Origin of the sequence: Endozoicomonas sp. ALD040, assembly GCF_049275945.1 — a bacterium.
Lineage (GTDB): Bacteria > Pseudomonadota > Gammaproteobacteria > Pseudomonadales > Endozoicomonadaceae > Endozoicomonas_A.
In genome coordinates this window covers 6,455,995-6,480,607 of record NZ_CP184829.1, presented here as the reverse complement: position 1 = coordinate 6,480,607, position 24,613 = coordinate 6,455,995, and the positions used below count along the sequence as shown (strand labels likewise).

General features: G+C 45.2%; 25 protein-coding genes. 7 read left to right on the top strand and 18 right to left on the bottom strand.

The annotated features are described in order from the left end of the window. Positions 1 to 117: 117 nt before the first annotated feature. From ACOJUN_RS23855 to ACOJUN_RS23820, 8 genes are all read right to left on the bottom strand, one after another. The gene (locus ACOJUN_RS23855) at positions 118 to 405 is read right to left on the bottom strand and encodes a YebG family protein (protein WP_422134334.1); all 288 of its coding nucleotides are present in this window, start codon (positions 403 to 405) and stop codon (positions 118 to 120) included. A gap of 155 nt (positions 406 to 560) precedes the next feature. Continuing rightward, positions 561 to 1,472, bottom strand: coding sequence for a 23S rRNA pseudouridine(2605) synthase RluB (gene rluB, locus ACOJUN_RS23850; protein WP_422134333.1), 912 nt, complete (start codon positions 1,470 to 1,472; stop codon positions 561 to 563). 117 nt (positions 1,473 to 1,589) lie between these two features. Next, positions 1,590 to 2,507, bottom strand: coding sequence for an SMC-Scp complex subunit ScpB (gene scpB, locus ACOJUN_RS23845; protein WP_422134332.1), 918 nt, complete (start codon positions 2,505 to 2,507; stop codon positions 1,590 to 1,592). Continuing rightward, positions 2,507 to 3,370: a segregation and condensation protein A gene (locus tag ACOJUN_RS23840; protein WP_422134331.1), complete on the bottom strand. Its 864-nt coding sequence runs from the start codon at positions 3,368 to 3,370 to the stop codon at positions 2,507 to 2,509. The genes scpB and ACOJUN_RS23840 overlap by 1 nt, the downstream gene beginning before the upstream one ends. Before the next feature lie 142 nt (positions 3,371 to 3,512). Then, positions 3,513 to 4,727 carry a tryptophan--tRNA ligase gene (locus tag ACOJUN_RS23835; protein WP_422134330.1) on the bottom strand — a complete coding sequence of 405 codons (1,215 nt, stop codon included), beginning with the start codon at positions 4,725 to 4,727 and terminating at the stop codon, positions 3,513 to 3,515. A gap of 368 nt (positions 4,728 to 5,095) precedes the next feature. Next, positions 5,096 to 5,719, bottom strand: coding sequence for an L-threonylcarbamoyladenylate synthase (locus ACOJUN_RS23830; protein WP_422137123.1), 624 nt, complete (start codon positions 5,717 to 5,719; stop codon positions 5,096 to 5,098). 430 nt (positions 5,720 to 6,149) lie between these two features. Then, positions 6,150 to 6,632: a hypothetical protein gene (locus ACOJUN_RS23825; RefSeq protein ID WP_422134329.1), complete on the bottom strand. Its 483-nt coding sequence runs from the start codon at positions 6,630 to 6,632 to the stop codon at positions 6,150 to 6,152. A gap of 434 nt (positions 6,633 to 7,066) precedes the next feature. Further along, complete coding sequence (locus ACOJUN_RS23820) at positions 7,067 to 7,696, bottom strand: GNAT family N-acetyltransferase (protein ID WP_422134328.1); 630 nt, start codon at positions 7,694 to 7,696, stop codon at positions 7,067 to 7,069. Between the two features lie 783 nt (positions 7,697 to 8,479). Between ACOJUN_RS23820 and ACOJUN_RS23815 the strand changes: the two genes are divergently transcribed. Next, positions 8,480 to 10,252 (top strand): RING finger domain-containing protein, encoded by a 1,773-nt coding sequence (locus ACOJUN_RS23815; RefSeq protein ID WP_422134327.1) that lies wholly within the window; start codon positions 8,480 to 8,482, stop codon positions 10,250 to 10,252. A 57-nt stretch (positions 10,253 to 10,309) separates the two neighbouring features. On the opposite strand, the gene ACOJUN_RS23810 is transcribed toward ACOJUN_RS23815, so the two are convergent. Beyond that, entirely contained in the window at positions 10,310 to 11,230 is a 921-nt protein-coding gene (locus ACOJUN_RS23810; protein WP_422134326.1) for a PHP domain-containing protein, read from the bottom strand. A 180-nt stretch (positions 11,231 to 11,410) separates the two neighbouring features. On the opposite strand from ACOJUN_RS23810, the gene ispZ reads away from it, so the two are divergent. From ispZ to ACOJUN_RS23795, 3 genes are all read left to right on the top strand, one after another. Then, complete coding sequence (ispZ, locus tag ACOJUN_RS23805) at positions 11,411 to 11,986, top strand: septation protein IspZ (protein ID WP_422134325.1); 576 nt, start codon at positions 11,411 to 11,413, stop codon at positions 11,984 to 11,986. Beyond that, complete coding sequence (locus ACOJUN_RS23800) at positions 11,987 to 12,286, top strand: YciI family protein (RefSeq protein ID WP_422134324.1); 300 nt, start codon at positions 11,987 to 11,989, stop codon at positions 12,284 to 12,286. 101 nt (positions 12,287 to 12,387) lie between these two features. Further along, positions 12,388 to 13,086 carry a TIGR04211 family SH3 domain-containing protein gene (locus ACOJUN_RS23795; RefSeq protein ID WP_422134323.1) on the top strand — a complete coding sequence of 233 codons (699 nt, stop codon included), beginning with the start codon at positions 12,388 to 12,390 and terminating at the stop codon, positions 13,084 to 13,086. A 68-nt stretch (positions 13,087 to 13,154) separates the two neighbouring features. Here ACOJUN_RS23795 and ACOJUN_RS23790 read toward each other — a convergent pair whose 3' ends face one another. Further along, positions 13,155 to 13,433: a SelT/SelW/SelH family protein gene (locus tag ACOJUN_RS23790; RefSeq protein ID WP_422134322.1), complete on the bottom strand. Its 279-nt coding sequence runs from the start codon at positions 13,431 to 13,433 to the stop codon at positions 13,155 to 13,157. Between the two features lie 207 nt (positions 13,434 to 13,640). Between ACOJUN_RS23790 and ACOJUN_RS23785 the strand changes: the two genes are divergently transcribed. Both ACOJUN_RS23785 and ACOJUN_RS23780 read left to right on the top strand, forming a co-directional pair. Beyond that, positions 13,641 to 14,276: an O-methyltransferase gene (locus ACOJUN_RS23785; RefSeq protein WP_422134321.1), complete on the top strand. Its 636-nt coding sequence runs from the start codon at positions 13,641 to 13,643 to the stop codon at positions 14,274 to 14,276. A 174-nt stretch (positions 14,277 to 14,450) separates the two neighbouring features. Beyond that, positions 14,451 to 15,071, top strand: coding sequence for a phosphoadenosine phosphosulfate reductase family protein (locus ACOJUN_RS23780; RefSeq protein ID WP_422134320.1), 621 nt, complete (start codon positions 14,451 to 14,453; stop codon positions 15,069 to 15,071). 64 nt (positions 15,072 to 15,135) lie between these two features. Here the strand turns inward: ACOJUN_RS23780 and ACOJUN_RS23775 are convergent, their stop codons facing one another. The 7 genes from ACOJUN_RS23775 to ACOJUN_RS23745 all read right to left on the bottom strand — a co-directional run bounded on the left by ACOJUN_RS23775 (position 15,136) and on the right by ACOJUN_RS23745 (position 21,548). Next, complete coding sequence (locus ACOJUN_RS23775; RefSeq protein WP_422134319.1) at positions 15,136 to 15,822, bottom strand: DUF3313 domain-containing protein; 687 nt, start codon at positions 15,820 to 15,822, stop codon at positions 15,136 to 15,138. Positions 15,823 to 16,001: 179 nt separating this feature from the next. Continuing rightward, positions 16,002 to 16,493 carry a hypothetical protein gene (locus ACOJUN_RS23770; RefSeq protein ID WP_422134318.1) on the bottom strand — a complete coding sequence of 164 codons (492 nt, stop codon included), beginning with the start codon at positions 16,491 to 16,493 and terminating at the stop codon, positions 16,002 to 16,004. Positions 16,494 to 16,550: 57 nt separating this feature from the next. Continuing rightward, positions 16,551 to 16,865, bottom strand: coding sequence for a BolA family protein (locus ACOJUN_RS23765; RefSeq protein WP_422134317.1), 315 nt, complete (start codon positions 16,863 to 16,865; stop codon positions 16,551 to 16,553). A gap of 94 nt (positions 16,866 to 16,959) precedes the next feature. Beyond that, a complete protein-coding gene (locus tag ACOJUN_RS23760; RefSeq protein ID WP_422134316.1) occupies positions 16,960 to 17,892 on the bottom strand; it encodes a 2Fe-2S iron-sulfur cluster-binding protein in 933 nt (310 codons plus the stop codon). Between the two features lie 385 nt (positions 17,893 to 18,277). Further along, the gene (locus ACOJUN_RS23755; RefSeq protein WP_422134315.1) at positions 18,278 to 19,117 is read right to left on the bottom strand and encodes a type II CAAX prenyl endopeptidase Rce1 family protein; all 840 of its coding nucleotides are present in this window, start codon (positions 19,115 to 19,117) and stop codon (positions 18,278 to 18,280) included. Between the two features lie 502 nt (positions 19,118 to 19,619). Next, the gene (locus ACOJUN_RS23750) at positions 19,620 to 20,720 is read right to left on the bottom strand and encodes an RING finger protein (RefSeq protein WP_422134314.1); all 1,101 of its coding nucleotides are present in this window, start codon (positions 20,718 to 20,720) and stop codon (positions 19,620 to 19,622) included. A 150-nt stretch (positions 20,721 to 20,870) separates the two neighbouring features. Beyond that, the gene (locus ACOJUN_RS23745) at positions 20,871 to 21,548 is read right to left on the bottom strand and encodes a hypothetical protein (protein ID WP_422134313.1); all 678 of its coding nucleotides are present in this window, start codon (positions 21,546 to 21,548) and stop codon (positions 20,871 to 20,873) included. A gap of 222 nt (positions 21,549 to 21,770) precedes the next feature. Between ACOJUN_RS23745 and ACOJUN_RS23740 the strand changes: the two genes are divergently transcribed. Further along, positions 21,771 to 22,994 carry a hypothetical protein gene (locus tag ACOJUN_RS23740; protein ID WP_422134312.1) on the top strand — a complete coding sequence of 408 codons (1,224 nt, stop codon included), beginning with the start codon at positions 21,771 to 21,773 and terminating at the stop codon, positions 22,992 to 22,994. Positions 22,995 to 23,272: 278 nt separating this feature from the next. On the opposite strand, the gene ACOJUN_RS23735 is transcribed toward ACOJUN_RS23740, so the two are convergent. Beyond that, the gene (locus tag ACOJUN_RS23735) at positions 23,273 to 24,022 is read right to left on the bottom strand and encodes a hypothetical protein (RefSeq protein ID WP_422134311.1); all 750 of its coding nucleotides are present in this window, start codon (positions 24,020 to 24,022) and stop codon (positions 23,273 to 23,275) included. Positions 24,023 to 24,613 lie beyond the last annotated feature (591 nt).

Sequence of the window (24,613 nt, the reverse complement as noted above, 5' to 3'; positions counted from 1 at the left end):
GTTTTTACCCATGCTCTTTATTCCTGATTCGTTCTAAATGGGAGGGGATAAAAAAGGGTTTGTGGCAGAGCGGATCAGGGCTTTCCGCTCTTGGTTATCGGATATTGGCAGGCCAGCTCAGGCCGAAGTCTGATCCTCATTTGGGTCATTGTCTTGCTCAGCAGTCTGGCCTATCTCGAGCACCAGGTCCGGTTTGCCTTTAAAGGCTTTGGCGAAGGCTTCCTTGTTTTTGGCGAACATCAGGCCGATCTCTTCTGCCAGTTGCTCATCAATTTCAAAGTGATCTTCCAGCAGGCTGGTGATATTCCCGGCCAGTTCCAACATGCGATCGTATTCTTCAGCGGCTTTTTTATCTGTAAACATGCTTCCGTCCCGGTCAACTCGCCACATGGGGGTAATAGACATGGGCCTCTCCTGTCAGGTGTGGTTTAGATATAACTGTATATAAGTACAGTTAATCTGTCCAGTGAGAACCCGGTCAGGGCCAGCATGGAAACTCATTAAAGCATATTCAGGGTATCACCAAGAACTCCAACTCGATGGCTGGAGCTCAGATAACATCAGCGATGCCTGTTCTTTTTGAAAGCACCAGGCTTTTTGTGAGGCGAGGGCCGCTTCTTGTTGATAGCAGGTTTACCACGGGTGCCTCTGGTTTTCAGGCCGGTTTTGGTGTGTCTCGGATCGACTCTGCGAGTTGGTGTGTTGGGTGCGGGTGATAGCTGAACGGCAGCCGCCAGTTCGTCGATGTGAGTTTTTTCTACTTCTTCCCATTGACCCATGCGCAGGTGGTCAGGAATGATGACATTGGCAAAACGAACTCGTTTCAAGCGGCTTACTGTCAAATCCTGTGATTCCCAGAGTCTGCGCACTTCACGGTTACGGCCTTCCAGAAGGCAGACATGAAACCAGCGGTTGATACCCGAACCGCCTGAGTCAACAATATCGGTGAAACGGGCAGGGCCATCTTCCAGCTCGACGCCATCGAAGAGGTTTTTAACTTTCTGCTCTGTTGTATTACCCATCACTCGAACAGCGTATTCACGTTCAACCTGGTAAGAAGGGTGCATCAAGCGACTGGCCAACTCACCATCGGTGGTGAACAGCATCAGTCCGGAAGTATTGATATCCAGACGGCCAATGGCAATCCAGCGTTCGCCCTGAAGTCTGGGCAGTTTGTCAAAAACGGTCGGGCGGCCTTCCGGGTCGTGGCGGCTGCAAATCTCGCCTTCCGGCTTGTTGTAGGCGATGACACGACGGATTCCGGAAGCATAGGTTTCCAGTTTGACCGGGCGGCCGTCGACAGCAATCTTGTCTTCAGCTGAGGCTCGGTCGCCGAGGCTGGCCTGTTCTCCGTTGACGGAGATTCGACCTTCGCTGATCCAGCGTTCCATCTCACGGCGCGAGCCCAGGCCAGCGCCCGCCAGGATTTTTTGCAATTTCTCACCCTGGGGAGGAGTGGTTTCAGTTGTCATGGTATTTACGGCTATGCCGCTCTGTTTCTCAATCAAAGGGGCCAAAGTATAGCGATTCAGGATAGGTTAAGACAGCGTGGATTTCCGTGGCTGTTCCATCGGGTCATCAGGCATTGCTCAGGGGTTAGTTATTTCGTTTGATATTTCCACGGGTGTTTCTGCTTCGGAAGCAGGCTCTTCTTCAAAGGATGGATTTGTCGCCTGGTGTGCGACTTGATCCTCTTCAGCGAAAAGTCCTACCGACGAATCCGATATATGGGTGTCCTGTTCAGCCTCCTGCTCAACCAACGGTTGTTCAGGTTCTGGTTCATCGATGTTCTTTTTACGGATCAGATCGTCAAAGTTATCTGGCAGATCAGCTTCCAGTTCATCCAGTTCGGCAAATAGCTCATCAGAGGATTGCTCTTCCACCTCAGTGTCCTCCTGAACTTCAGAGTCCTCTGTCGCTGATCTGCTCTGATCGTTAGCTTCTGCCAGTTCCCGGGCTGCTTCTTCCAGATTACGAATCTCGGACAGGGGGGGCAGTTCATTGAGATTTTCCAGATTAAAATAATCCAGAAATTGGCGGGTAGTGGCAAACATGGCCGGACGCCCCGGGACATCCCGGTGACCTACCACCCGAACCCATTCGCGGTCCTGAAGGGTTCGTATAATGTTGCTGCTGACGGCCACCCCGCGAATGTCTTCGATTTCCCCTCGGGTGATGGGCTGCCGGTAGGCGATCAGGGCCAGGGTTTCCAGCAGTGCTCGTGTATAGCGCTGTGGTTTTTCTTCCCAGAGTCTGCCAACCCAGGGTGACAATTCCTGTCTGACCTGGAAGCGGTATCCCGATGCCACTTTTTTGAGTTCAAAGCCCCGTCCTTCACAGGCTTCAGAGATAGCTACCAGAGCCTCACGAATCTGGTTGTCATCCGGGCGCTCTTCCTCAGAGTAAAGGTCTTCGGGGAACAGTGCGGCCAGCTTTTCTTCAGTCAGGGGTTTCTGGCTGGCCAGCAGGGCTCCTTCCAGGATACGTTGCAGTTGTTCTGCTTCCATCAGTCAATCCGAGCCTTTACGTGAATAGGGCCAAAAGGTTCATTCTGAATGAGTTCGATCAGGGATTCCTTGATGAGTTCCATCACCGCCATAAAAGTAACGACAACGCCGAGTTTGCCTTCCTCAAGCCGGAACAGGGCAACAAAGGGAGTGAAACGCTCAGAGGTCAGCATGGAGAGAACTTCACTCATCCGTTCACGGGTGGACAGGGCTTCCTGTTCAACCTGGTGACTGACGTACATTTCTGAGCGGCGGAGTATTTCTCCCATGGCCAGCATGATCTCTTTGAGATCCACTGTCGGGTGGGGGCGTTCCTTTTCCAGGTCGGGTGGGGCCGCACTGGCTTCATGCAGATCCCGGGTCATTCTTGGCATTTGATCAATATCTTCTGCGGCTTTCTTGAAGCGCTCATATTCCTGCAGTCGACGAATCAGCTCGGCACGAGGATCTTCTTCCTCGTCTTCGTCCTCAGAGACCCGGGGCAGCAGCATTCGTGATTTGATTTCGGCCAGTGTCGCGGCCATGACAAGGTATTCAGCTGCCAGCTCAAATTGTCCTGATTCCATCAATTCTACATACTGCATGTATTGCTCTGTAATGACTGCCACCTGAATGTTCAGGATGTCCATGTTGTTGCGCTTGATCAGGTAGAGCAGCAGGTCAAGAGGCCCTTCAAAGGCTTCCAGAAAAACTTGCAGGGCATCCGGTGGGATGTAAAGGTCGTCAGGCAACTTGGCCATGGGCTGACCCATAACCCGTATCTGGTGTTCAATGAGTTCAGGCTCAGAGTCCGATTGAGCTGGCGTTGTCAGCTCTTCAGGGGGTTGTTCTCCGGGCTCAGCCACGGTTTCCGTGGAGGTCATTGATGCTTCACCCTGTTTCGAATCCTCTAACTGAAAAAAAGCAGTTTGACCGACAAACGGTAAAACTGCTTTTTATGATGATCAGGCTCGAAGAACCTGACCTGTAGTTTGTAATAGCTGATACTTCACTGAAACACAGTGTTCAACGATAGTCCAGTCCAATGGCTTCCCGAACCTCCCTGAGGGTGTCCTGGGCTTCGTCCCGGGTCTTTTCGGTCCCTTCGGCGATGATACTTTTTACGACATCGGGATTGTTTTCCAGTTCCCTGGCTTCTGAACGAATGGGCTCCAGTTCAGCCTGTACCGCTTCGATCAGGGGCTTTTTGCAGTCAAGGCAGCCGATACCTGCTGAGCGACAGCCTTCCTGAACCCAGTCTCTGCGTTGTTGATCTGAATAGACCTGATGCAGTTGCCAGACCGGACATTTTTCCGGCTCGCCCGGATCATTCCTGCGAATGCGAGCCGGGTCTGTAGGCATCTTTTTCAGTTTTGACGCAATACTGTCCTGGTCTTCCCTGAGGCCGATGGTATTGCCGCAGGACTTGGACATTTTCTGACCATCCAGACCCGGCATGCGGGGCTGTTCAGTCAGCAAAGCCTGAGGTTCCGGCAAGATAACCTTACCTGTCCCTTCCAGATAGCCAAACAGTCTTTCCTGGTCGCCCAGGGTGATATTGCTCTGTTCTTTGAGCAGCGCCTTGGCCGTGGCAAGAGCTTCGTCATCCCCGTGTTCAAGGTAGGCGCGACGGAGCTTGCGGTAGAGGTTGGCAGTTTTTCTGCCCATTTTGCCGATAGCGGCCTCGGCATTATCCTCAAAGCCGGGCTCCCGACCATAAAGGTGGTTAAAGCGTCTGGCGATTTCCCGGGTAATCTCCACGTGGGCTTCCTGGTCAGCACCGACAGGAACCAGACCTGCACGGTAGGCAAGGATATCGGCGCTTTGCAGGAGTGGATAGCCAAGAAAGCCGAAGGTAGAGAGATCCCTTTCCTTCAGTTTTTCCTGCTGATCCTTGTAGCTGGGCACTCTTTCCAGCCAAGAGAGCGGGGTAATCATGGAGAGCAGCAGATTCAGTTCTGCATGCTCCGGAACTCTGGATTGTATGAACAGGGTGGCCGAACCGGGATTGATGCCAGTCGCCAGCCAGTCAATGACCATGTCCCAGACTGAATCTTCGAGTTTTTCCGGCTCTTCATAGTGAGTGGTCAGCGCGTGCCAGTCAGCTACGAAGAAAAAACATTCATACTCATGTTGCAGCCGAAGCCAGTTTTTTAATACCCCATGATAATGGCCAAGATGTAATCGGCCAGTAGGTCGCATGCCAGATAGAACACGCGACTGTGAGTCTACAGCGCTCAAGAGGCTCTCCCGTTAGAATCCTGAGTGAACAGGGTACGACAGTTTGCACGACGGTAAAAGCGTGTTTTTGCCAGCAGTGAATAAATCAGCCATGGTGACTGAAACAAATTTTTGTCGCCCCCGAAGATGAAAAATGTTTCACAGTAAAAAAAATCTGTCATGAAGTCGGATTTCTCTAGGAGCCTGACCGAGAATAGACTGCCCTACTGCGGCGGCAGCAAATTGGTCTGAAAATCCGCTTTTGTTCGTCAAATAGCTCGCTATTCTCCTCACAAAACCGAATTTTCATCCTCAATTTTCTGCCGTCCTCGCTACGGGCGCTATTCTCGGTCAGGCTCCTAGCAACAGATTAGTGCATTGGATCGGATTCAGTTGAGAAACGGTTCCGGATTGCCTTTACCTTTGCGTAGGACTTCAGGCGTTTCTGCCAGCAAACTGATCACGGTGGTTGGTTCCATACCTCGATAACCTCCATCAATGACCAGGTCCAGCTGGTTTTCAAGTGTTTCACGAATGTCGTATGGGTCCAGCATGGGTTCATTGTCACCTGGCAACTGCAGAGTACTGCTCATTAAGGGCGCGTCCAGTTCATTGAGCAGGGCGCTTACAATACTGCACTCTGGTACTCGTAAACCCAGGGTTTTTCTCTTGGGATGCATCAGGCGGCGAGGCACTTCACGGGTGCCTTTGAGAATGAAAGTGTAAGGGCCGGGTGTATGGTGTTTCAGTAGACGGTATTGAACATTGTCGACCTGAGCGTAGGTGGCCAGTTCAGAGAGATCTCTGCACACCAGTGTGAAGTTATGCTTTTCGTCCAATCGACGAATCTGGCGAATGCGCTCAACCGCTTTCTTGTCACCGATCAGGCAGCCCAGGGCATAGGCTGAGTCAGTAGGGTAGGCAATCACCCCTCCAGCCCTCAGAATTTCTGCGGCCTGGCGAATCAGACGAAGCTGTGGCGTCTCGGGGTGGATCTGGAAAAACTGACTCATGGCTGTTGTATACATGGAACCTGCACCTATTGAACCGTCTTTTGGATACTGTGTTCAAAGGGATGTCGACAGGTTGCCATTCTCTTGCAGTAAAATTGGAGTGCGCATCATACCACCGAAGCAAGCCGGTGCAACGTTTGCGTTCAATTCGGGACGATACTAAGGGCTTTGGTTTAGTGATAAGGTTTCACGATCCTCAGTAAGCTGCGCAAGGGTTATGAGGAAGAAAAGTATAGATTTATGGGTATAAAATGATTTTTGTTTTCAGAAGAGTAGTAATAAGTACTTTCAGTATTAATGAGCTTTTTATCAAAATCGGTGTTTTTAAAAGAGTATGCAGAATCTTTTCTGCGGTCAGTGATGCGAAACTGGTGACGCCCTTTGTTTAATAGTTGCAACTCGTAAATAACGCCTTCCTTGCTATCAAATATTAAATTGGTATGTCTTTTTTTATTGCCCGGAAAAGTTTGTTTAACAGGAATGCTTTTTTCAGCAAGATATTTTTCAGCAAAATCAAAAAATTGCCAGTGTCTCTCATCCGTTCAACAATGCCACCAACAATAAATGTCTGTCTATCTTTAACGGGTGCGAACTGGGTTATTTTCGCAAGCATGAAGTCAAAAGAGGGCTTGCACATATCGTTTTGCAAAAAATGAGTCATTATGGCCGTTTGCGTTTTTTGATCCCAGAAGACTTCAGTATGACAATCATTAACACATGTTGTCGTTAAAAATCTTGGTTGCCCGGGCTTTGAAAGTGATGTCAATGCAGTTTGAAACATGGCTACATGCATACAAGTGTGTTCGTATTCATTTGCTGATACTGACAAGCGGGCAATGGGTAAAGAGTCGACAATGACACCGTCAATAATGTTTTCATCAAGCCGGTGGCTTTTCAATAGAGTGGGGGTCATTCTATTGCTTCCTGAATATTTGAAGGGCAGTAAACAGTGAAGAGGGATTATTTTTTTAATTTCTCTATCAGATGTGATTTTAAATTCAGTGAATAAATGGTCTTCATCAGTTGAGGGTTCAATCAGTAGCTAGCTATGGCGGAATTGATATTAAATATTGCAATCTTCTAAAACATTAATAACTCTTGGGTTGAAACAAGTGGGTGTCTCTACCTCTTTTAGTTTTAACTGCTCAGAAGTCAGCTTTGAGATTTCTTCGTTTTCTGAGGGATATTGCCTGGTTGATAAAGTATTAGTAAAATATTGAGCATCCATGCTAGGTAACCTCTTCCTGAACTAATTATTATGGCAGAAAATATTAGAAATAGTTCATAACACATATGTTACTCTTTCTTACTTTTTCATAAGTACCGACATATGTGGCTTTTGTGGGATTAAAAAGAAGAAACATGAAAATAGCCTTTTTCCTCGGTTTGTATAAGCTTGAATTTTGAGAGTACTGGGCTGAAGTGTGTTTTGATATCGTTATATCTTGGATGAGAATACTCTAATTCAGAATTATTAGTTTCAATCATTCCAATTTTTTTGATATAAAACTGTCTCGCACTGCCCTCAGGGTTAAGTTTAACAGTTGTAATATTTCTTTTAATTGCAACATCAATGGCGCAGCGCATAAGAAATTGACCAGCTCCACGACCTTTATATTCATCCTGAGTAGCCAGCATTTTCACAAACAAAGATTTTTTGTTATCTTGCATAGATATAAAAGCTATAAGATTAGATGTTTGAGAATCTAATAACTCAATAATGACCAAATTGCATGCCCTATCAGAAAGCCTTTTGTTAGAAAGTTTTTCGAATTCTTCTTTCATCTCTTCTATTGGGTCAATGGGAGTAATTTCTTTTAGAGAAGAAAAATACATTGGTAAATATGGGAGGTCTGAGCAATTACATATCACTTTAACCTTGAAGCCCATAAAAGCTGAAGCTTCTTTTAAAGTAGGAGAAATACTAATCTTAGGCTTATTCTGAACGCTTGCTGAATCTATCATTCCATGAATCATAGGAAGACTCCTTTTTAAATACAGAAATTAGACATTCCTAAACCTTGGTAGTTCAATTTTGCCGTAGTGTGTTTCCGAGAGTGCCACATAACCCAGGGATAGAACTCACACGGACATACAGGTTCCGGTAATTCTTGACCAGCGCCATGAAATTGAGTTGCGCGTTGGGGTATTCTGAACAGATGGCCTGCACGTGTCTTCACTGAGTGCCGAAACAATCTGTATCACGGCCAGGAAAAAAGCAACAAAAATACCCAGCCCATAATAATAGTTGGCCGTTTTTTTAAGGGGCGTTGACGGTGTGCTCATGGTTAACCTATTGCATTATAACCAGGCGCTAGCTTACCGAAAAACACCGAACCGTTCATCCGCACAACCACCTGCCCTCCAGCGGTTGCAAAAGATAGTCTTCGGTCGTGTACCCGCCACTGTCCAGGGGATGGCTGACCTTGTTCAGTATCGATACGGGTTCGACGAGCTCCGGCCACTAATGAAGCGTTGCCCGGCAGGCCAATAAAGATTATTCAGCCCTTAGTCACTCAAATATATGGATTTTCCCCGAAAATGGAGCACTCGGCTACCAGGGCCAAGTTCTGACGGCAGACTGACTTTTCCGATGTTTTACTTTTGCAGTAGCCTGTGGAATGTGTGAATGAGTTAAGAAAATGTTAATTGCAGTTAAGAAAATTTGAACTTTTATTACTATGCAGGTTCTAAGTCACATGGTGAAATGTTGATTCTTTTGACAATCGATAGTAGTTGGTGACTTTGGAGAAATAAAACATGGATGTAACAAGAAACAGTAACAGTATTGCAGGTTCACTCTTACCAGAACCTAAGCGAACTCGAATGAAAGGAGGGTCTTCTTGTGTCAGTGCAGGAAGATCTACCACAATAGTACCCGAAAAAAAACAAGATATTTACATGGATGTCAGTGCCTTTCGCGATAATGCATTTAATGTGGAACGTGTGAAAGTTAATGATAGGGAGTGCTCAATTTGTACTGATCCCATTAAATGGTCGAGGTTATTGCAAACCCCCTGTGATCATCTTTTTCACCTGAGGTGCTTTAATGAGTGGCTGAAAACCAGTCTGGCAGACGGCCGGGTTGAAAACTGCCCTTCGTGCCCGGAAGAATTTAATGGCCTGGGCGAAAAGCTGAACGAATTTGAAAAACTGTTGAATGAGTTTGGTGATTGCAATTCTTTAGCTGTTGCAAATAGGGCGATTTACGATCGGAGTATAAAGGAAACACTTAAAGCAGAAGTAAGTTATGAAACCTTAATTCATTATATCCAGCTTTGCAGGTATAACAGCCAGGAAACAAGTGTATCAGAGGCTGTCAATGTTTTAGGAAAAACAATGCTTCCAGTGACAGTATCCAGTGTTGCTCACAAATCCTGGATCAACTCAGCCAGCCTTGGCCCTGATGGCCGCCATATGATCACCGCCAGTGACGATGGAACGGCGAAAATCCACGGTGTGAAGGCCGACCAATCATGGGCGCAAGAAGCCATCATTGTTCATGATGATGTTGTCAACTCAGCCAGCTTCAGCCCTGATGGCAGCTATGTATTAACTGCCAGCATGGATCATACGGCGAAAATCTATGGCCAGAAGGATGATGAATTATGGGTAGAAGAATTCGTCATTACCCATGGTGATGGTGTCAACTCGGCCAGCTTCAGCCCCAATGGCTGCCATCTAGTCACCGCCAGTATGGATCATACTGCGAGAATCTATGGCCAGAAGGATGACAAATCATGGGTAGAAGAAGCCATCATTGCTCATGACGATGTTGTCAACTCAGCCACCTTCAGTCCCGACAGTTGCCATGTACTGACCGTTGGTGAGGATCATACGGCAAAAATCTATGGGCGAGCGGACGATGGATCATGGGAGCCAAAAATGTTCATTAACCATAATGATTCGATCAGTTCAGCCACCTTTAGTACTGATGGACGCCATGTGGTCAGTGTCGGTAACGATAATACGGTGAAAATCCATGGTCTGCAGGCGGATAAATCATGGAAAACAGAAATCGTCATTGTCCATGATAACTCTGTCAACTCTGCCAGCTTAAGCCCGGATGGCCGCTATCTGGTGACAGCTGGTGATGATCATAAGGCAAGAATCTATGGCCGGGAAGACGATGGAACATGGAAAATAAAAGCGATCATTTCCCACGAAAAAAGTGTTATCTCAGCCGTCTTTAGCCCAGATAGTAGCCGTGTGGCGACCGTTGGTAGAGATGATAAGGTGCAAATCACTGGTAAGAGGACCGATGGATCATGGTGGAAAGAAACGACCATTCATCATAAAAATTCGATCAGATCAGCCACCTTCAATGCCGATGGCGATCATTTGCTGACTGCCAGTTTTGATCGCAGAGCTCAAATCATTGGTCGGAAGGCTGACGGATCATGGCAACGAAAAGCCACCGTTTCCCATTCTGAAAAGATCTTATCGGCCAGCTTTAGCAACGATAGTCGCCATGTGGTGACCAGAAGTTCCGGTCACTTAGCAAAAGTTACCGAACTATGGAGGGATGGTTAATTGAGCAAGGGAGCGTGAGAATCAGTGTTTTCTGGCACTCAGGCATTAGTAAATTATCTACCAGTTCTCCCAGACGGGCAGAGCACCCTTGGGAAGTTCTGGCGCTCTGCCCAGTTCTACCCAAGGTTTGGCGGGGGTATGAAAGTCACTGGCTCTTGAGGCTCTGAGTTCAAAGTCCTGGCAAAGGCTTGCCAGTGCTTCCCGCTGTCCGGGAGGTTGTTGGCAGCCACTGACTTCCAGGGCATGGCCGCCAGCCAGTTTGAAGTCTTTGACCAGAGCTCTGAGCTTGGTGCGGGTCATTTTGTATTTTCCGGGGTGAGCTAACACAGCCGTACCATTCAGGGCTCTGATCCAGGCTACGGCCTGACCCATGGGAGGCCAGAAGGCCTTCAAGTTGCCTATTTTCTGGTGCGACAGATGCCTGTCAAAAGCTGCTTGCATCTCTTTGACGTAGCCTTTTTCAATCAGCCATTGGGCGAAATGAGGTCGGCCTGTCTGGATATTTTCTCTGGATAAAACAAAGCCGTCAGGCGATTGTTTCTGCCGGTTCAATGCCAGATCAATGACTTCATTCATCAAAGTGTCAGCGCTGATCTTCAGTTTCAGTTGTTTCATCAGACGGCTGGCGATCATCAGAGATCGTTGCTTTCTGGCGGAGCACTGGTGATGGATGATTCGTTCAAGATCCGGGTTCGACAGGGAAAAGTTAAGGCCGACAATATGGATTTCCATGGCAGACCAGGTGGTTGATAATTCCGTCCCGGTGATCAGCCTGGGGCCAGAGAGTGTTTTATTGGAGAGAAACTGGTGTGCAGCCACCGAATCATGGTCCGTAATAGCCAGTATATCGACACCTTTATCACGTGCTCGTTCATAAACTTCCAGTGGTCCCATGGAACCATCGGATGCGGTGGTGTGACAATGGAGGTCGACATTCAGGGTCATTGCGATACAAATAAGTAGTAACTGTCTGTACACTCTACCACCAATGGAACTGTAAAGGCTTTTAAAAAGTTGGCAGGGTGGAGTCGACCAGACATGGCAATGCAGCCGTTCCATAGTAAACTACAGGATGATTTAACGAGCTCTGAACTTGGTTAGTGAGAAACCCTGAGCGAAATATCGAAGTAAATCACAAGGTAACCCGACTGGTTTAATATGAAGCAACTGATTGATTTTATTCCACTTATTATCTTTTTTACGGTCTACAAGATGGACCCCAGAATGGTGGATGTAGCCGGATATTCCCTTGAGGTCGGAGGTGCTATCAGTGGCACTTTCTTCCTGATCATTGCCTCTGTCATTGTTTATGGTGGCAGCTTTATCAAGAACAAAACCCTTGAAAAGAGCCAGGTGATTACGCTTATGGCCGTGGTTTTATTCGGTGGCATGACCCTGGCCTTTCAGGACGAAAACTTCCTGAAATGGAAAGCGCCGATTGTAAACTGGATCTTTGCTGCCGCCTTTCTGGGCAGTCAGTTTGTTGGCCAGAAAAGCCTGGTTCAGAGAATGATGGAGCATGCCATCAGCCTGCCGGATGAGATCTGGATTCGTATGAATCTGAGCTGGGTTGTATTCTTTGCACTGCTGGGTGCCGCTAACCTTTATGTGGCTTTCACCTTCCACGAGTTCTGGGTTGACTTTAAGGTGTTCGGTAGCCTGATTCTTACTTTTGTCTTTGTTGTCTTGCAGTTTCTGGTCATCTCGAGACATATACAGGCTGAGGAAAAATAAATGCTTTACGCAGTCATCAGTGAAGATGTTGACAATAGTCTGTCTCTGCGCAAGACAGCCAGACCTGCTCACCTGGAAAGGCTTGAGGTATTGAAGTCTCAGGGGCGTCTGATCCTGGCAGGCCCCTGTCCTGCTATCGACAGTAACGATCCGGGCGAAGCCGGATTCAGTGGCAGTATTGTTATTGCTGAATTTGACAGCCTCGAAGCCGCACAATCCTGGGCTGATGATGATCCCTACGTGGCCGCCGGTGTTTATCATTCTGTAAGTGTGAAGCCATTCAAGCGAGTACTGCCCTGATTTTCCTTCCGGAAGTCTGTCATTTTTATAATTAAGTTTTGCAGGATGCTGCCCTGTTCGAATAATTCTGATAACAGGGCAGCCTGGTTAAGAGAGAAAACGTGAAACAAACCTTACCCAAACTGTTTTTATCACTCACCGGTTTAGTAATGCTGGGTTCAATGGTTCAGGCTGAACCAGTACAGGCTGAAACACGTTATGTTACGGATGTCGTTTATGTGCCAATGCGGTCAGGGCCTGGTAATCAATACCGGATTTTGCACCGGGGCCTGAAAACAGGGCTGAAAATGACTGTTCTCGAAGCTGACGCCGGAGAAGGTTTCAGCAAGGTCAGAATGGCCGATGGATCAGAAGGTTATATCCCCCGTCAGTACCTGGTGGCCGAGCAGCCTGCCAGAGAGCGTTTGCCAAAAGTGCTGGCAAACGTTTCGCGGCTGAGCAAAGAAAATACGGCTCTGAAGTCTGAGCTATCTGCCACTGAGAATGAGCTGAAAAGTGTAAAAGGTTCTCTTCAGGAAACTGCAGGATTGCTGGATGACAAAACCTCTCAGTTTATTGCCCTGAGAGAAGCCACCGCCGACCCTCAGGCACTGGATCGACGGAACAAACAATTGATGGAAGAAAATTTGCAGCTGAAAAACCGGATTGAGGTGGTTGAGGCTGAAAATAACCAGCTGATTCGCAGCAGCACTATGCGTTGGTACCTCTATGGGGGTGGTACGATAATCATAGGGATTCTGCTGGGGCTGTTCCTGCCAATGATCCGATTCCGCAAAAAGCCGGCGTCAGACTGGATTTAAATGTCGTAAATATTTGAAAAAGGCTCTGGTTGATCGTCAGAGCCTCACTTTGATCGGAGTAACATAAATCAACGGTCGTTGTGGCCGAGATTCCGTTCCGGATCTATCAGGTCACGAACTTTCTGTTTGATCTGCTTGGGCTGAGGAAAGCCGCCGTCCTGTTTTCTCTCCCAGATCTGTTCACCGTTCAGGGTGATGATAAAGATACCACCTGTTCCGGGCTTCAGTCTCACCTCCCCGAGGTCAGTACTGAACGTACTGAGCAGTTCCTGAGCTAGCCAGGCAGAGCGAAGCAGCCACTGACACTGGCTACAATATTCTATTTCTATAATGGGTTTTTCTGTCACAGTCTACTGCCTTGGAGGGGTTGGGTGAGTGATGGATTTTTTTTATTTTTTTGATTGAGCCCCTTGTTCCTGTCTGACTTGTTCAGAGGGTTCGGGAAGCTACTTCAAATCCTACCATGAGTTTATCAACCGGGCATGGTTAAAAGGCATTTTTTACTCAGCAGGCTGCTGATAGAATCAGCCCGTTAATGCAGTGAAGGAAGGGCCATGACGGTCATTGTAAATCCCGATATTGAACAATATTGCCATGACATTACCGGCGGTGAATCGTCACTTCTGAAAGAGCTGGCCCAGGCGACGGAGGACCGGACCCGCTACCCGGGAAACATGTCAGGAAGAATGGTGGGACAAACCTTGAAACTGCTGGTGGCCCTGAGCAATAGCAAAAGAGTGTTGGAAATTGGCATGTTCACCGGCTACGCGGCTTTATCCATGGCAGAAGCACTGCCAGAGGATGGGGAAATTTATTGTTGTGAGACCAACCCGCGAGCCATTGCTATTGCAGAGGAGTTCTTTGATCGATCACTTCATTCTCATAAGTTGAAAGTACTGTTTGGCAAAGCGTTGGAAACCATCCCTAGCATTGAGGGCGAGCTCGACTTTGTTTTCATTGATGCCGACAAGAAAAAGTACTTTGAATACCTGGAGCTTATACTCCCCATGCTCAAGCAGGGGGGGCTTATTGTCATTGACGATGCCCTCTGGAAAGGTGGTGTTTTGAATCCTCAGGATGAGCGGGACGAGGTGATTGCAGAGCTTAACCGTTATCTGTCTTCCAGAGAGGATCTGGATAATGTTCTCTTACCTGTCAGGCATGGTCTTCATGTGGTACGGAAGATCTGATTTTTATCATTCTTTTGCAATTCTCTTAATTCTGACCTGGGGCATTAGTCCAACTCACTATTTGCAAAGAAAGATATGTTCTAGACGATGCATTGCTTCCCGGGAACTTCATCACCTATAGTTCGACTGAATCAAGACATAAGTGTTAAAGAAGAAACATTTCGGGGGAAGTCAATGGATCTGGAGACCATAAACCGTGAGCTTGCCGAGCGCTCGCCACAAGAGATAATCCGCTGGGCTCTGCAAAAGGCCGTTAAGCCGCTGGTTACCACCAACTTTGGTCCCCATGAGGCTGCCATTCTGCATATGGCTACCCGAATTCAACCTGATTTGCCGGTTATCTGGATTGATTCAGGCTACGGGACGCATGCTACGTACCGCTTCGCCCGGGGTTTAATCCAGAAGCTGGAGTTGAACATTCAGATTTATCATCCAGAGTACAGTCGTGCTTACCGCGATGCCATTATGGGCGGTGTGCCGGAGGTGGATACGCCTGCTCATGACGAATTTACCCGTCAGGTCAAACTGGAGCCTTTTGGACGGGCCATGCAGAGCTTCTCTCCGGACTATTGGTTAACGGCCATCAGGAAAGACCAGACCGCTTTTCGTCAGGGGCTAGAGGTCGTCAGTGAAACCAAAGATGGTTATTACCGGGTGGCCCCTCTGTTGAACTGGTCAGAGCTGGATGTTGAAGAGTATCTGGTCATGAACGACCTTCCTATTGAAGAAGATTATTACGACCCTACCAAAGTGATTGGTAACCGGGAGTGTGGGCTGCACACCTCGGTGTCCTGAATCGTTAAGGGGAATAAAGGGCTGGCTGCCTGATGTTTCTGACAGGCAGCCATGTTGGTGGATTTTACTGCTCTTTGTTGGTTAGCTTGTCCAGACCACGGTTGTAGAATTCCAACCAGTCATCCAGAACCGCTTTAACATCTTCCTTGGTGACTTCATCATTATCCGATTGCTTATTGATTCCTTTACGCAGCACTTCACCCTCGAGCTTGCCCGTTTCGCCGTCTCTCAGTTGTACTTCCAAATAGAGGGCTACTATGTAATCCAGTCGGTCGGTGGCTGTTTTGATCAGTGTTCTGGCAACGGCGACGGGGAGAACGAATTGTCTGGGTCTGAGGTCCTGCATTTCTGACACAATGCCGGTAATGGCAGGCTGAATGACCAGGACGCCCGGTCCCGGCTTTTCTGCCAGCATCCCACGCTGCTTCAGACCTTCTCTGAAACCATTGTTCAGGTAGTCAGCGACTTTAGTAGCTACTTCCCGCTGGGCATCATTGGTTGCATTGTAATTCGGGAACAGATTAACGGGTTCAACATAGACCTTTTTATACTTTTTCAGATCACCACTGACCCAGCGCATGGCAGTATCGTCATCAAAAGCAGTCAGTCTTTCATAGTTTTCCAGATAGCCGCTGAAGGGTTGTTCTTCAGTATCAATTTTTTGCTGCGTTGAACAGGCTGTTAGAAACAAGGCGCTGACCAGCATAAAGGGCAGGGCAAAAAGTCGGCGAGTTTTTTTATAAGCTGTCATGGTTTGTGTCGTCGTTTGATTAAGGTATTTGCTTTAACTGAGGTAGAGTGTCTATCAATGTTTGTCTGCTGAAAAGTATGATTTACCGAGATAATCATTGCACTACAGTGTATAACGCAGTGATGAGCTGAACTGATGCCAATAATCGAGACAAGAAAGGAGGGTGGTGCGAGCTGCTGCTAAAAAAGTCCCCCTGATGCGGTTCTGAGGGGTTCCGGTGCATCCATTACTCTGGGCCAACGGTGACTCTTGTGGCAACTTTGTTCGTTCTCTTCTGTTACGACATAAAGCCGGGTAAAAGGGCCATCAGTAGCGATCAGCCCTTGTATAAACTGTTGGTTTTCCAGGAGAAACCAATGACTTTCGCCTGCTTCATCTTTTTCCATAAAGGCATCGACACTTATTTTGACGGGTTTGGGGCTAAACCGATTCCAAATACCCTTTTTAATGGATTCCAGTCTTGCCCAACCTCCTTGTGGTGTTTGACCAGGCTGACCCTCACGGCGTCCCCAGGGAACCAGAATCTGCTGGCCCTGCCGACTCAATACCGGCAAACGGGCTTTGGGATTTGGGAAAAAGGTTTTGATGGTCTGGCCATCCAACTCGAACTGAACACCGCCGCACACGTCCTGGGGCTCTCCATTACCAATTGTGAAATGCCTCTCATCCATGAAGGTGGCAAAACTTACTTTTAGCGGCCTGCTCTGGCTGTGGCCGTTTGAGAGAGTTCAGTGCTTGCTGCCGCCTTTGCAATCCGGACTGACAGGAGCCAGGCCCTTACGCTCGTACCACTCACCGGGGGTATAAGTATGAAGGGCCAGAGCATGAATGCCCCCTTGCATCTCATCAGACAGAATTTTGTAAATCAGCTGATGGCGTTTAACCGGCATCTGCTCCTCAAACGACTGGCTAACCAAAACCACTTTAAAATGAGATTCAGAGCCCGGCGGCACATTGTGCATATGGCTTTCATTGAATATTTCAAAGTGTTCAAGCTCCAGGGCAGTGGTCAGTTTGTCACTGACACGATCTTGCATAGTCATACTTCCATTTCCACCTTTTAAATCATGCTTGGACGATCAGATATATGATTTTAGATTAACAGGAAGACGCGAGGGTTGCGAAGAGAAAAGTGGATCAGAAAAATTCACTGTTCAAGGCCGTGTAGTTGATACCTGGGCGCTGTGAGCAAGATTCCTCAATAGGTTTACAGAATGATGCCTCACCGGCACAAATAACTCTAATCGATGAAGCTTCTGGTAAAGCCGAGTCCAGCCATTGCCCATAATCCTGTCTTCCGGTTGTCAGGGCATAACTGAACTGATCCATTTGTGAAAGTGCTTCCAATAGCGCTATACCGAAGTGATCGTTGCTGCTATACGCCTCGTGGATCAGATGAATTCTAAGTTGTGATGAGGACCCGGTATTGTGCAAAGCTTCACGGACATAAGCCAGTATGGGGGCCAGTGCCACTTCCTGAGCGATCAGTATCTGGTCAGGGATATCCAGCAGGCTTCCACATAGATTGATTCCGCAGGGGCTGCTGATGCTGATTTTCTGTCCTGTTTCGGCAAAGTCGTGCGCCCATGTGCTGAAAGGATCTGCCACCTTGCGCTGGACCTGGATGACCATCGTTTGATCCATTGATGGCACTGAGGCCAGATAGCACTCTTTCTTAAGCCGCAGCTCTGTATCAATACAGACATGCTGGCCGGGAAAATAGTTCATCGGATGCCTGGGGGCGAGAGTCAGAGCCACAACGGTAGGGCATAAGAACTGTTTTCCGGTAATGATGGCCTGGGTGTGGCTCCTGCTGGGCAGGGAGACAGTCATATCATTTTCAGGCAGACACTGGCAGGCAAGAAAATACCCCTCATGAACTTTTTCACTGCTCAGCCCAGCCTGGCTCCGCTCGCTGAGATGACCTGTGTCAGCTTTCATCATGCAGGCATGACAGATACCTGAACGACAGGAGAAAGGTATTTTTTCACCCTTTGCCAGTAAGGAGTCCAGCAGGTTCTGGTTTTTATCGACCGGGTAGGCCCGGTTAGACAGTGTGATAACAGGCATGGTGGTATCTTACCTTAATGCTTTTTATTACGGAAACACCCATGTTTTTCGTGGGTGCTGTTGTATTTAAGCAATAACGAACTTGTTGTGTCCCCGTGTCCCATCAAATTATAACAAGATCTTCAAATATAGATCGCCTGACGGTAGTGTGGGAAAAATACTGTTTTATAGAGAAAAATAAAGTGCATCTGTAACGATGCAGTTTGCTCAACCAAAAAGTGTGCAAACCAAAAAATAGCTAATAGCCTATTGGTCATTAATGGCTTTATGACAAACTGAAAAGTTTAGATGTACTCAAATGAGTTGATTATCCCTGGCTTAGGGGGGGACGCGTCTGAGTGTCATAACTAATGTCACTCGTTTGACTGCTAATAACTGTTAGTCGCTAAAAGTGCTCTCGTCCACTATAGATGTAGACTAAATAACCCATAGAGTTTAAAGTAACATGAGCTACAGTCGCACTTAGTAAACCATAATGTTTAGTAAATTGTCCTCTTACGAATGAGTTGATCATTGATATCAGGACTTGTGCCATTAATGGGTTCTTGTTGGCAAGGTGTAAAAGTCCAAATGCTGTGGATTTGATGATGTTACTCATAATAAATATTTTTTTATCATGATGGTTGTCACTTAAAGTAAATATTTTTTCATCAAACTTGGTGCTACTGTTAGTTGCCAATTCTATAGAGTAATTGATTAAAGGGAGTAACAAACCATTAAATATAGCCTCTTCAATGATAGCTCCTGTAACAGCCTCTACAAATGTTAATTTTCCATCGTATGGGTCATGTACTAATGACAGAGGGCGTAAAATGCAAAAATACAAAATTCGATACTGTGTAACATGTATTGCACCTAATAATAATCCATAATAAATTTGCTTATCAATATTATACCTCTTTATAAAACCGACTATTTTGTAAGGCTCTTTATCTTCAGTATTCACTGAATCTGAATCTGAATCTGAATCTGTGAGGCTCATATTTGTTACTGCGTGTAAAGTGCTCAATTCATCCTCTGTTTTTAGGAGAGGTGCATCCGACTTTGTAAGAACGACCGTTATATTAGACTCTTTATCTTCAATAGTTACTGAATCTGTGAGGGTCATATTAACTAATGCGTGCAAAGTGCTCAATTCATCCTCATTTTTTGGGAGAGGGGCTGACTTTGCATATTGAGTTACTAGTGAGCAACATATTGCGATTATTAAAGTATATTTTTTCATTGTACTTATCTCCCTAAAAAACAAGCATAGATGCTAACAAATGATTCCAGTTTCTTCCGAGACTTCGTCCATCCACATGTCTCGCCTTCGGGAAGTGGCTGAAGCAGGCTTTATAAACTTCGATCAACATGCTCATCTGACTTAAAATTATCTGTATTTAAAGTAAACTTTTTCCATATCATTGCACTCAGGGTTTTCTATAGCGCTGCTTGAGCTATCCCTAATATTTTTATTTTGTTCTCTTTAAGAGGATCGATTTGATCGTTAATAATTAGTCAGACTGTTCTGTTGCCAAAGAGTTCAATGAATAGTAACAACTGTGTTAGGAATACTAACTGTTCGCGACCAGTAAAAATAAAAATACCAGCAGGGTGATTGAAGTGCCTACCGCTTCTCTGTTGGGATAACTGTTTATTTATTATTATCTGATTCAGAGGATATAAACTGCATGAGTGTAATATTCAATATCAATTACTGGAGTTCTGAAAGCTGTTACCTGGCACTACCTATTGCAATATGGGCACCTTCCAGAGCCATGTTGTGCCCATTGACGCAGGCATAAGGTACAAAAATAATGCCTATGACAGCCAGCCATCGAAACTTTTCCTACGATCATGTTTTTATGGCAAATAGCGCACTCTCCTAGAAAAAAATCTTCAAACAACGCATCAATTGTCATGATAAGAAAAATATGTTCAAGCTGTTTAAAAGCTAATTTTATGGTATATGCAAGCCATCCTTCAGGCTGAAAAGATAATTTTTCTTTAAATTCGAAAACTAAAGTTTCATTAGAGAAGTTCAGTTGGTTGCTTTTTATTTGTAAAGTATCAGTTTGAGTATTACATATAGAATAAGAAAAGATGTCGGACTCTATCCGTTGTATTTTTGCTACAACAAACTCTTCACTAATTGAAAAGTCAATCCCTTTGGCTCTGTTAAAATTGCTGCTTGAAGCCAGAAAATCATAGTTGCCATCTAAAAAAATGACTAACTCACCGACCACTTCTTCTGACAGTACACTTAGTGGAGTTGAAGAAAAAATATTACAATCAATATATTTGTTGCAACAAAGTTCAAGCCAATAATAGCTGTCAGAATTTAATTTGGGGAAAAAAATATCAAAGAATATTTTATCGTTTTTGCTAATTTGTGTTAACTCTCCTAAAATATGTATTTCGTCGTCTATTATGGAGGAGGTGAATATAATGCTGTTAACACCACGACTTAGTAATGGTTTTGATATATTCTGTAGAGCACTGTTTTTTGATAAGCTCGAAAGCTCTATTTTAAAAGCAGGGGAACCATTAATTTTACGTGTTTTTATTTTAGGAATATCACTATCACCTGAGGCTGTTCTATCTTCTAAAATATCATAAATAAAATTCGCAGGTATAATTGCAAGCGAAAATCTTAAAAGCCAACGAGTTATTCTATCATCAGCTCTTCGATGTAAATAAAATTTATAGTAGTTTCTGTATCCCATTGCTAATACTGATGACAAACGAAAGATACCTCTTGGACTTATGTAATAATCCACTGGTATATAGATGTAGTAATACAATGACTCTTGAAAAGTGTGATACCAAAAATTTTGATCTTCCATAGTTACTTCACTCTCATCATGTCCTTCATAATTCGAGAAGCAAGCTGATGAGAGACATAAGATTGTGATGGATAGTAAAATTAGCCTCGTCCAAGATTCAAATTTATTCTTCAATTAAGGACCTTCATTTAATCGGACAGAATTAGAATGCTACGAATGTACCGAAGTAGATTCAAGAATGGTGTATTCGTATGTGCCAAGATTTTTTATTTCTAAAGTCCCCTGACCAGATAAAGTCAGATAGGGGATCAGAAAGGTTGCTTGATATCTATTGGTTATTTTCTTGCCTCTGCGAAAGCCGGATTCCTTGAAATTTTGATACGAGGATGAGGGCAGTGACCACAAATCAGACTCTGTTGAGCCCTGAGCCAACATACCGACTCCTGTAGCATGTTTGGAGATAAGTGACATTAACCTATTTCCTGCTTCGGCTTGATCGAAGCTACTCGCAACCTGGCCTGGTGCGGACAAAAAATCAAAACTAAGGAGAGCTGTTCCATCATTCAAAATGACAATAAAACCAATGTTTTCAATCTGGTCAACAAGGCCATCGGGATCAGCTGAAAACTGAATAACGTAAACTTTACTTATAATTCTCTCTTTGAGATTTTTATCAACTCTCAGGGTGGTTTCAGACATGGAAGTAGCCAGTTGTAAATATTGATCAACATTCTCAGGCCTGGTGTGGCCAAGAATTTGTCGAGTTTTTGTACTACCTGTACTATCTGTATAGGTGAAAGTGTTTGGCCCAATGACTTCTACGGTCGCCCAAGTCAAGGAACAGAAAGAAAATATAAAAAATAGTAAAAGATACAGTGTATTAAACATGATCTTACTCCTATAAAAATATTTTTAGTATTTTGTGGCTGCAAAGTACAACAGGTAAAGCATTGCAATATAGTCATAATCCCGCAAACTAACAAATGTTTCCAAAGGAATGCGCTGATGCGCAGCACTTGAACCAGAGGTTATGTGCTATTATAAGTGGCCAATTGGTCATCATGGATCAGCCAGAATGTTTCTGTCTGGTAGTAAATCAGGTAACAAACGATGCTTTTCTCTAGTCTTTTTGCAAGAAGATTCTTTACACTTACGCTTGGGTTTACAGTAATCAATGCTTGTGCAGATGGTGATTTTGTTGATAGCACCACCGAATATAGCATTGTTATTAATGAAATATATGACGAAATTGTCGTCGCACATCGGCAAGGGGATAATTGCCACCTTATTATTTCACATACTCTTGGTCCCTCACTTAATCAACAGCCACCACAACCAAGTGCTGCAATTATCTTTCCTGAGTCTTTTTACAGTCAAAGTCCACATTTTGTTGCAGAGCTCTGGCCGCCTTCTTACTCCTCAACTCCGGATCGCTTGTTCTCTCCTTCTTTAGAGGAAGGGGTAATGGCTCTTGATGCTCTTCAGATGCTTACGCACGAGAATTTAATTCAAATGGCCGCTGGGGCTGGCCAACAATCTGGTTTCGCAATCGCTCTCCCGATAGGGCCTATTGAAATTGAAATTGAAAACCGGAATCAGTTATATGTGATTGATCCAATACTTCATGATCCAATAGTCACTACTTGCGGAAGCACTGCTTCATCCAGCACTGAAAATAAACCAGCACCAGAAGAACAACCAGCTTCCGACAGAAGCGCCAACAAGGAGACCTCGCGATCAAAGCGGAAAAGAAAAGCGCCTTCTGCCAACACATTGGCTGAGACCACCCCTCGACCGCCACCTGCAGAAGAAGGACCCTCCAATCCAGCCGCTGCCTCTGAAAGCTCCGCTACGGATGAGCAGGATCATTACCAATTTCGTATCACAGGGCATATTAATCTGGGCATCGAAGTCCCACGTACATCAAGAGCAAAGAACAACAGGAAGAGAAAAGATACGGTTGATGTTCCAGTAACAATGCTTGTCAGCACCAACACAACAGAAGGCACAGTCGAGATAGACTCTCTTTCATCGAGAAACTCAAAATATGCAATTAATATATCTCGCAAACCGTCGCAAGCCAGCTCGTCAGCCAAGGCATTACCAGATAAAAGCCTCCGGGAAGTTTGGGAGATAATACAAAGGCGGGCAATACAAAGAATCATAGGTGAGCTTGAGGGCCCACAAATTTACGGTGTAAGGCAGATAATAAATTCCTCACCACCATCAGACGCCAAAACAGTACCGTGGATTCCAAAAATAAATTTACAGGTAATCGATCAAGCTGATTCCAAGGTCCCATCAGTAGATATGTACATAGAATCCAGCCCCTGACTTCACTAGGAGCCTGTCGGACTTAAGACTGTCCTACTGCGGTTGCAATAAATTGGTCTAAAAATCTCTGTTTCTTCGTCAAATAGCTCGCTATTCTCCTCAGAAACAGAGATTTTTATCCTCAATTTCTTGCAATCCTCGCTACGGACGCTTAAGTCCGACAGGCTGCTAGTGCGATGTTGCGATGGTGCGGTGTTGAATCAGCTATTTGATCGCTTCGATATAAGGCCAGAATCCAATAGCTCTCTCGGGTGTTGCCAGATCAGATCCTTATTTATTCAGTGAAATCCATAAATACGCATTTTTTCAAGATTGTCGGGATTTATTTTCTGTTTCAAGTTCTTCCAACAATATAAAAGTAAGCTGTATGCTTCTGCATTTTCAGAGTTACAAGTTATAGCTATCACTGCTGAATTTACTGCAGAGTTTACAGTCGATTGATTTATTCCCCTATCTTCTCTGTTTGTAAAAAATAAATAATAATAATGAATTGCATCGTTATGGTTGCCCATCAAAGAGTGAACAAATGAAAGTTCATAGTAAATTTGCAAATTTCTGAGATTTGTTGGGTGGGAAAACTTTGTTTTTACCAGGCATGTATTTAAAGTGCTCAACGCTTGTCCTAGTTTTCCCATATTTCTTAAAGCTACTGCGTGGGCATACAAAAAGAATAAATCATCTTTATGTTCTGAAAATTTACAGAGGTAATCAATATCACGCCATAAGGCTGAAAACCTTCCTTCTTTCCTTGCTCGTTCAAGCAATCTTCTCAAATGATAATGTAGAGATGTGTTGTGTTTATTATTTGTACTGATTCCAGAGCTGATATTTTTTCCAATTGCCATTCTGGCGACAGAGTCTTCTCCCCTTAGGCAACCAGTTGGTAAAAGTTGTAATGAAATTTGAAAACCACAATTAGGGCAAAAGTTGCTTGCTGCATTAATTTCAAATTTACAATTATTGCATCCTACTGACCAAGCTTGACCTGTAATGATGACTGGTATCAAAGTTATAAATAAATATCGCATAACGAAATACTAACGTGAAAACTTCGATAATTTGGCAAACTTTTCTGATCTGCACATTTAAGGTAGCCAAATGATAGCTGTCAGGTGAAAAGGTGCAAGTATCATTTTCCATTTGTGAGTTCAGAGTTTCTGGTTATTGGTTTGAGAACGATCAATCAGAACTGATAATGAATACTATCTCTGTCGTTTAGATCAAGGTCTCAGAAGGCCGGACAGGTGTCTTTCAGTAAGAAGAACTTAATGACTTTTTATGTTCTCAGCAGTGGTAACAATCTCTGCTTCTGTGCAGAAATAAATCATGCTCTGGTCTCGACGTGGTCCAAGTTTTTCAGATTTGTACCCTGTCAGGCTTGAAACAGTGCAGCTGACAACTAACAGCCGACTGGGTATTATGACTCCCGATGGAAGATAAGGTAGACCTCTGAGTCGGTAACCGATTCAATTCCAAAATATCAGCCTATTGCACTTGTCGTTTTTTTCCAGTCTGCTCTGTTCTGAAGAGAAATCTGCTTTGCAATGCTGTTGTGTTTTTTACTTTTTTGCGTATTAACCGAGAGCATTATTCAGTTGTGGCTCGTGTTATCAGGTATT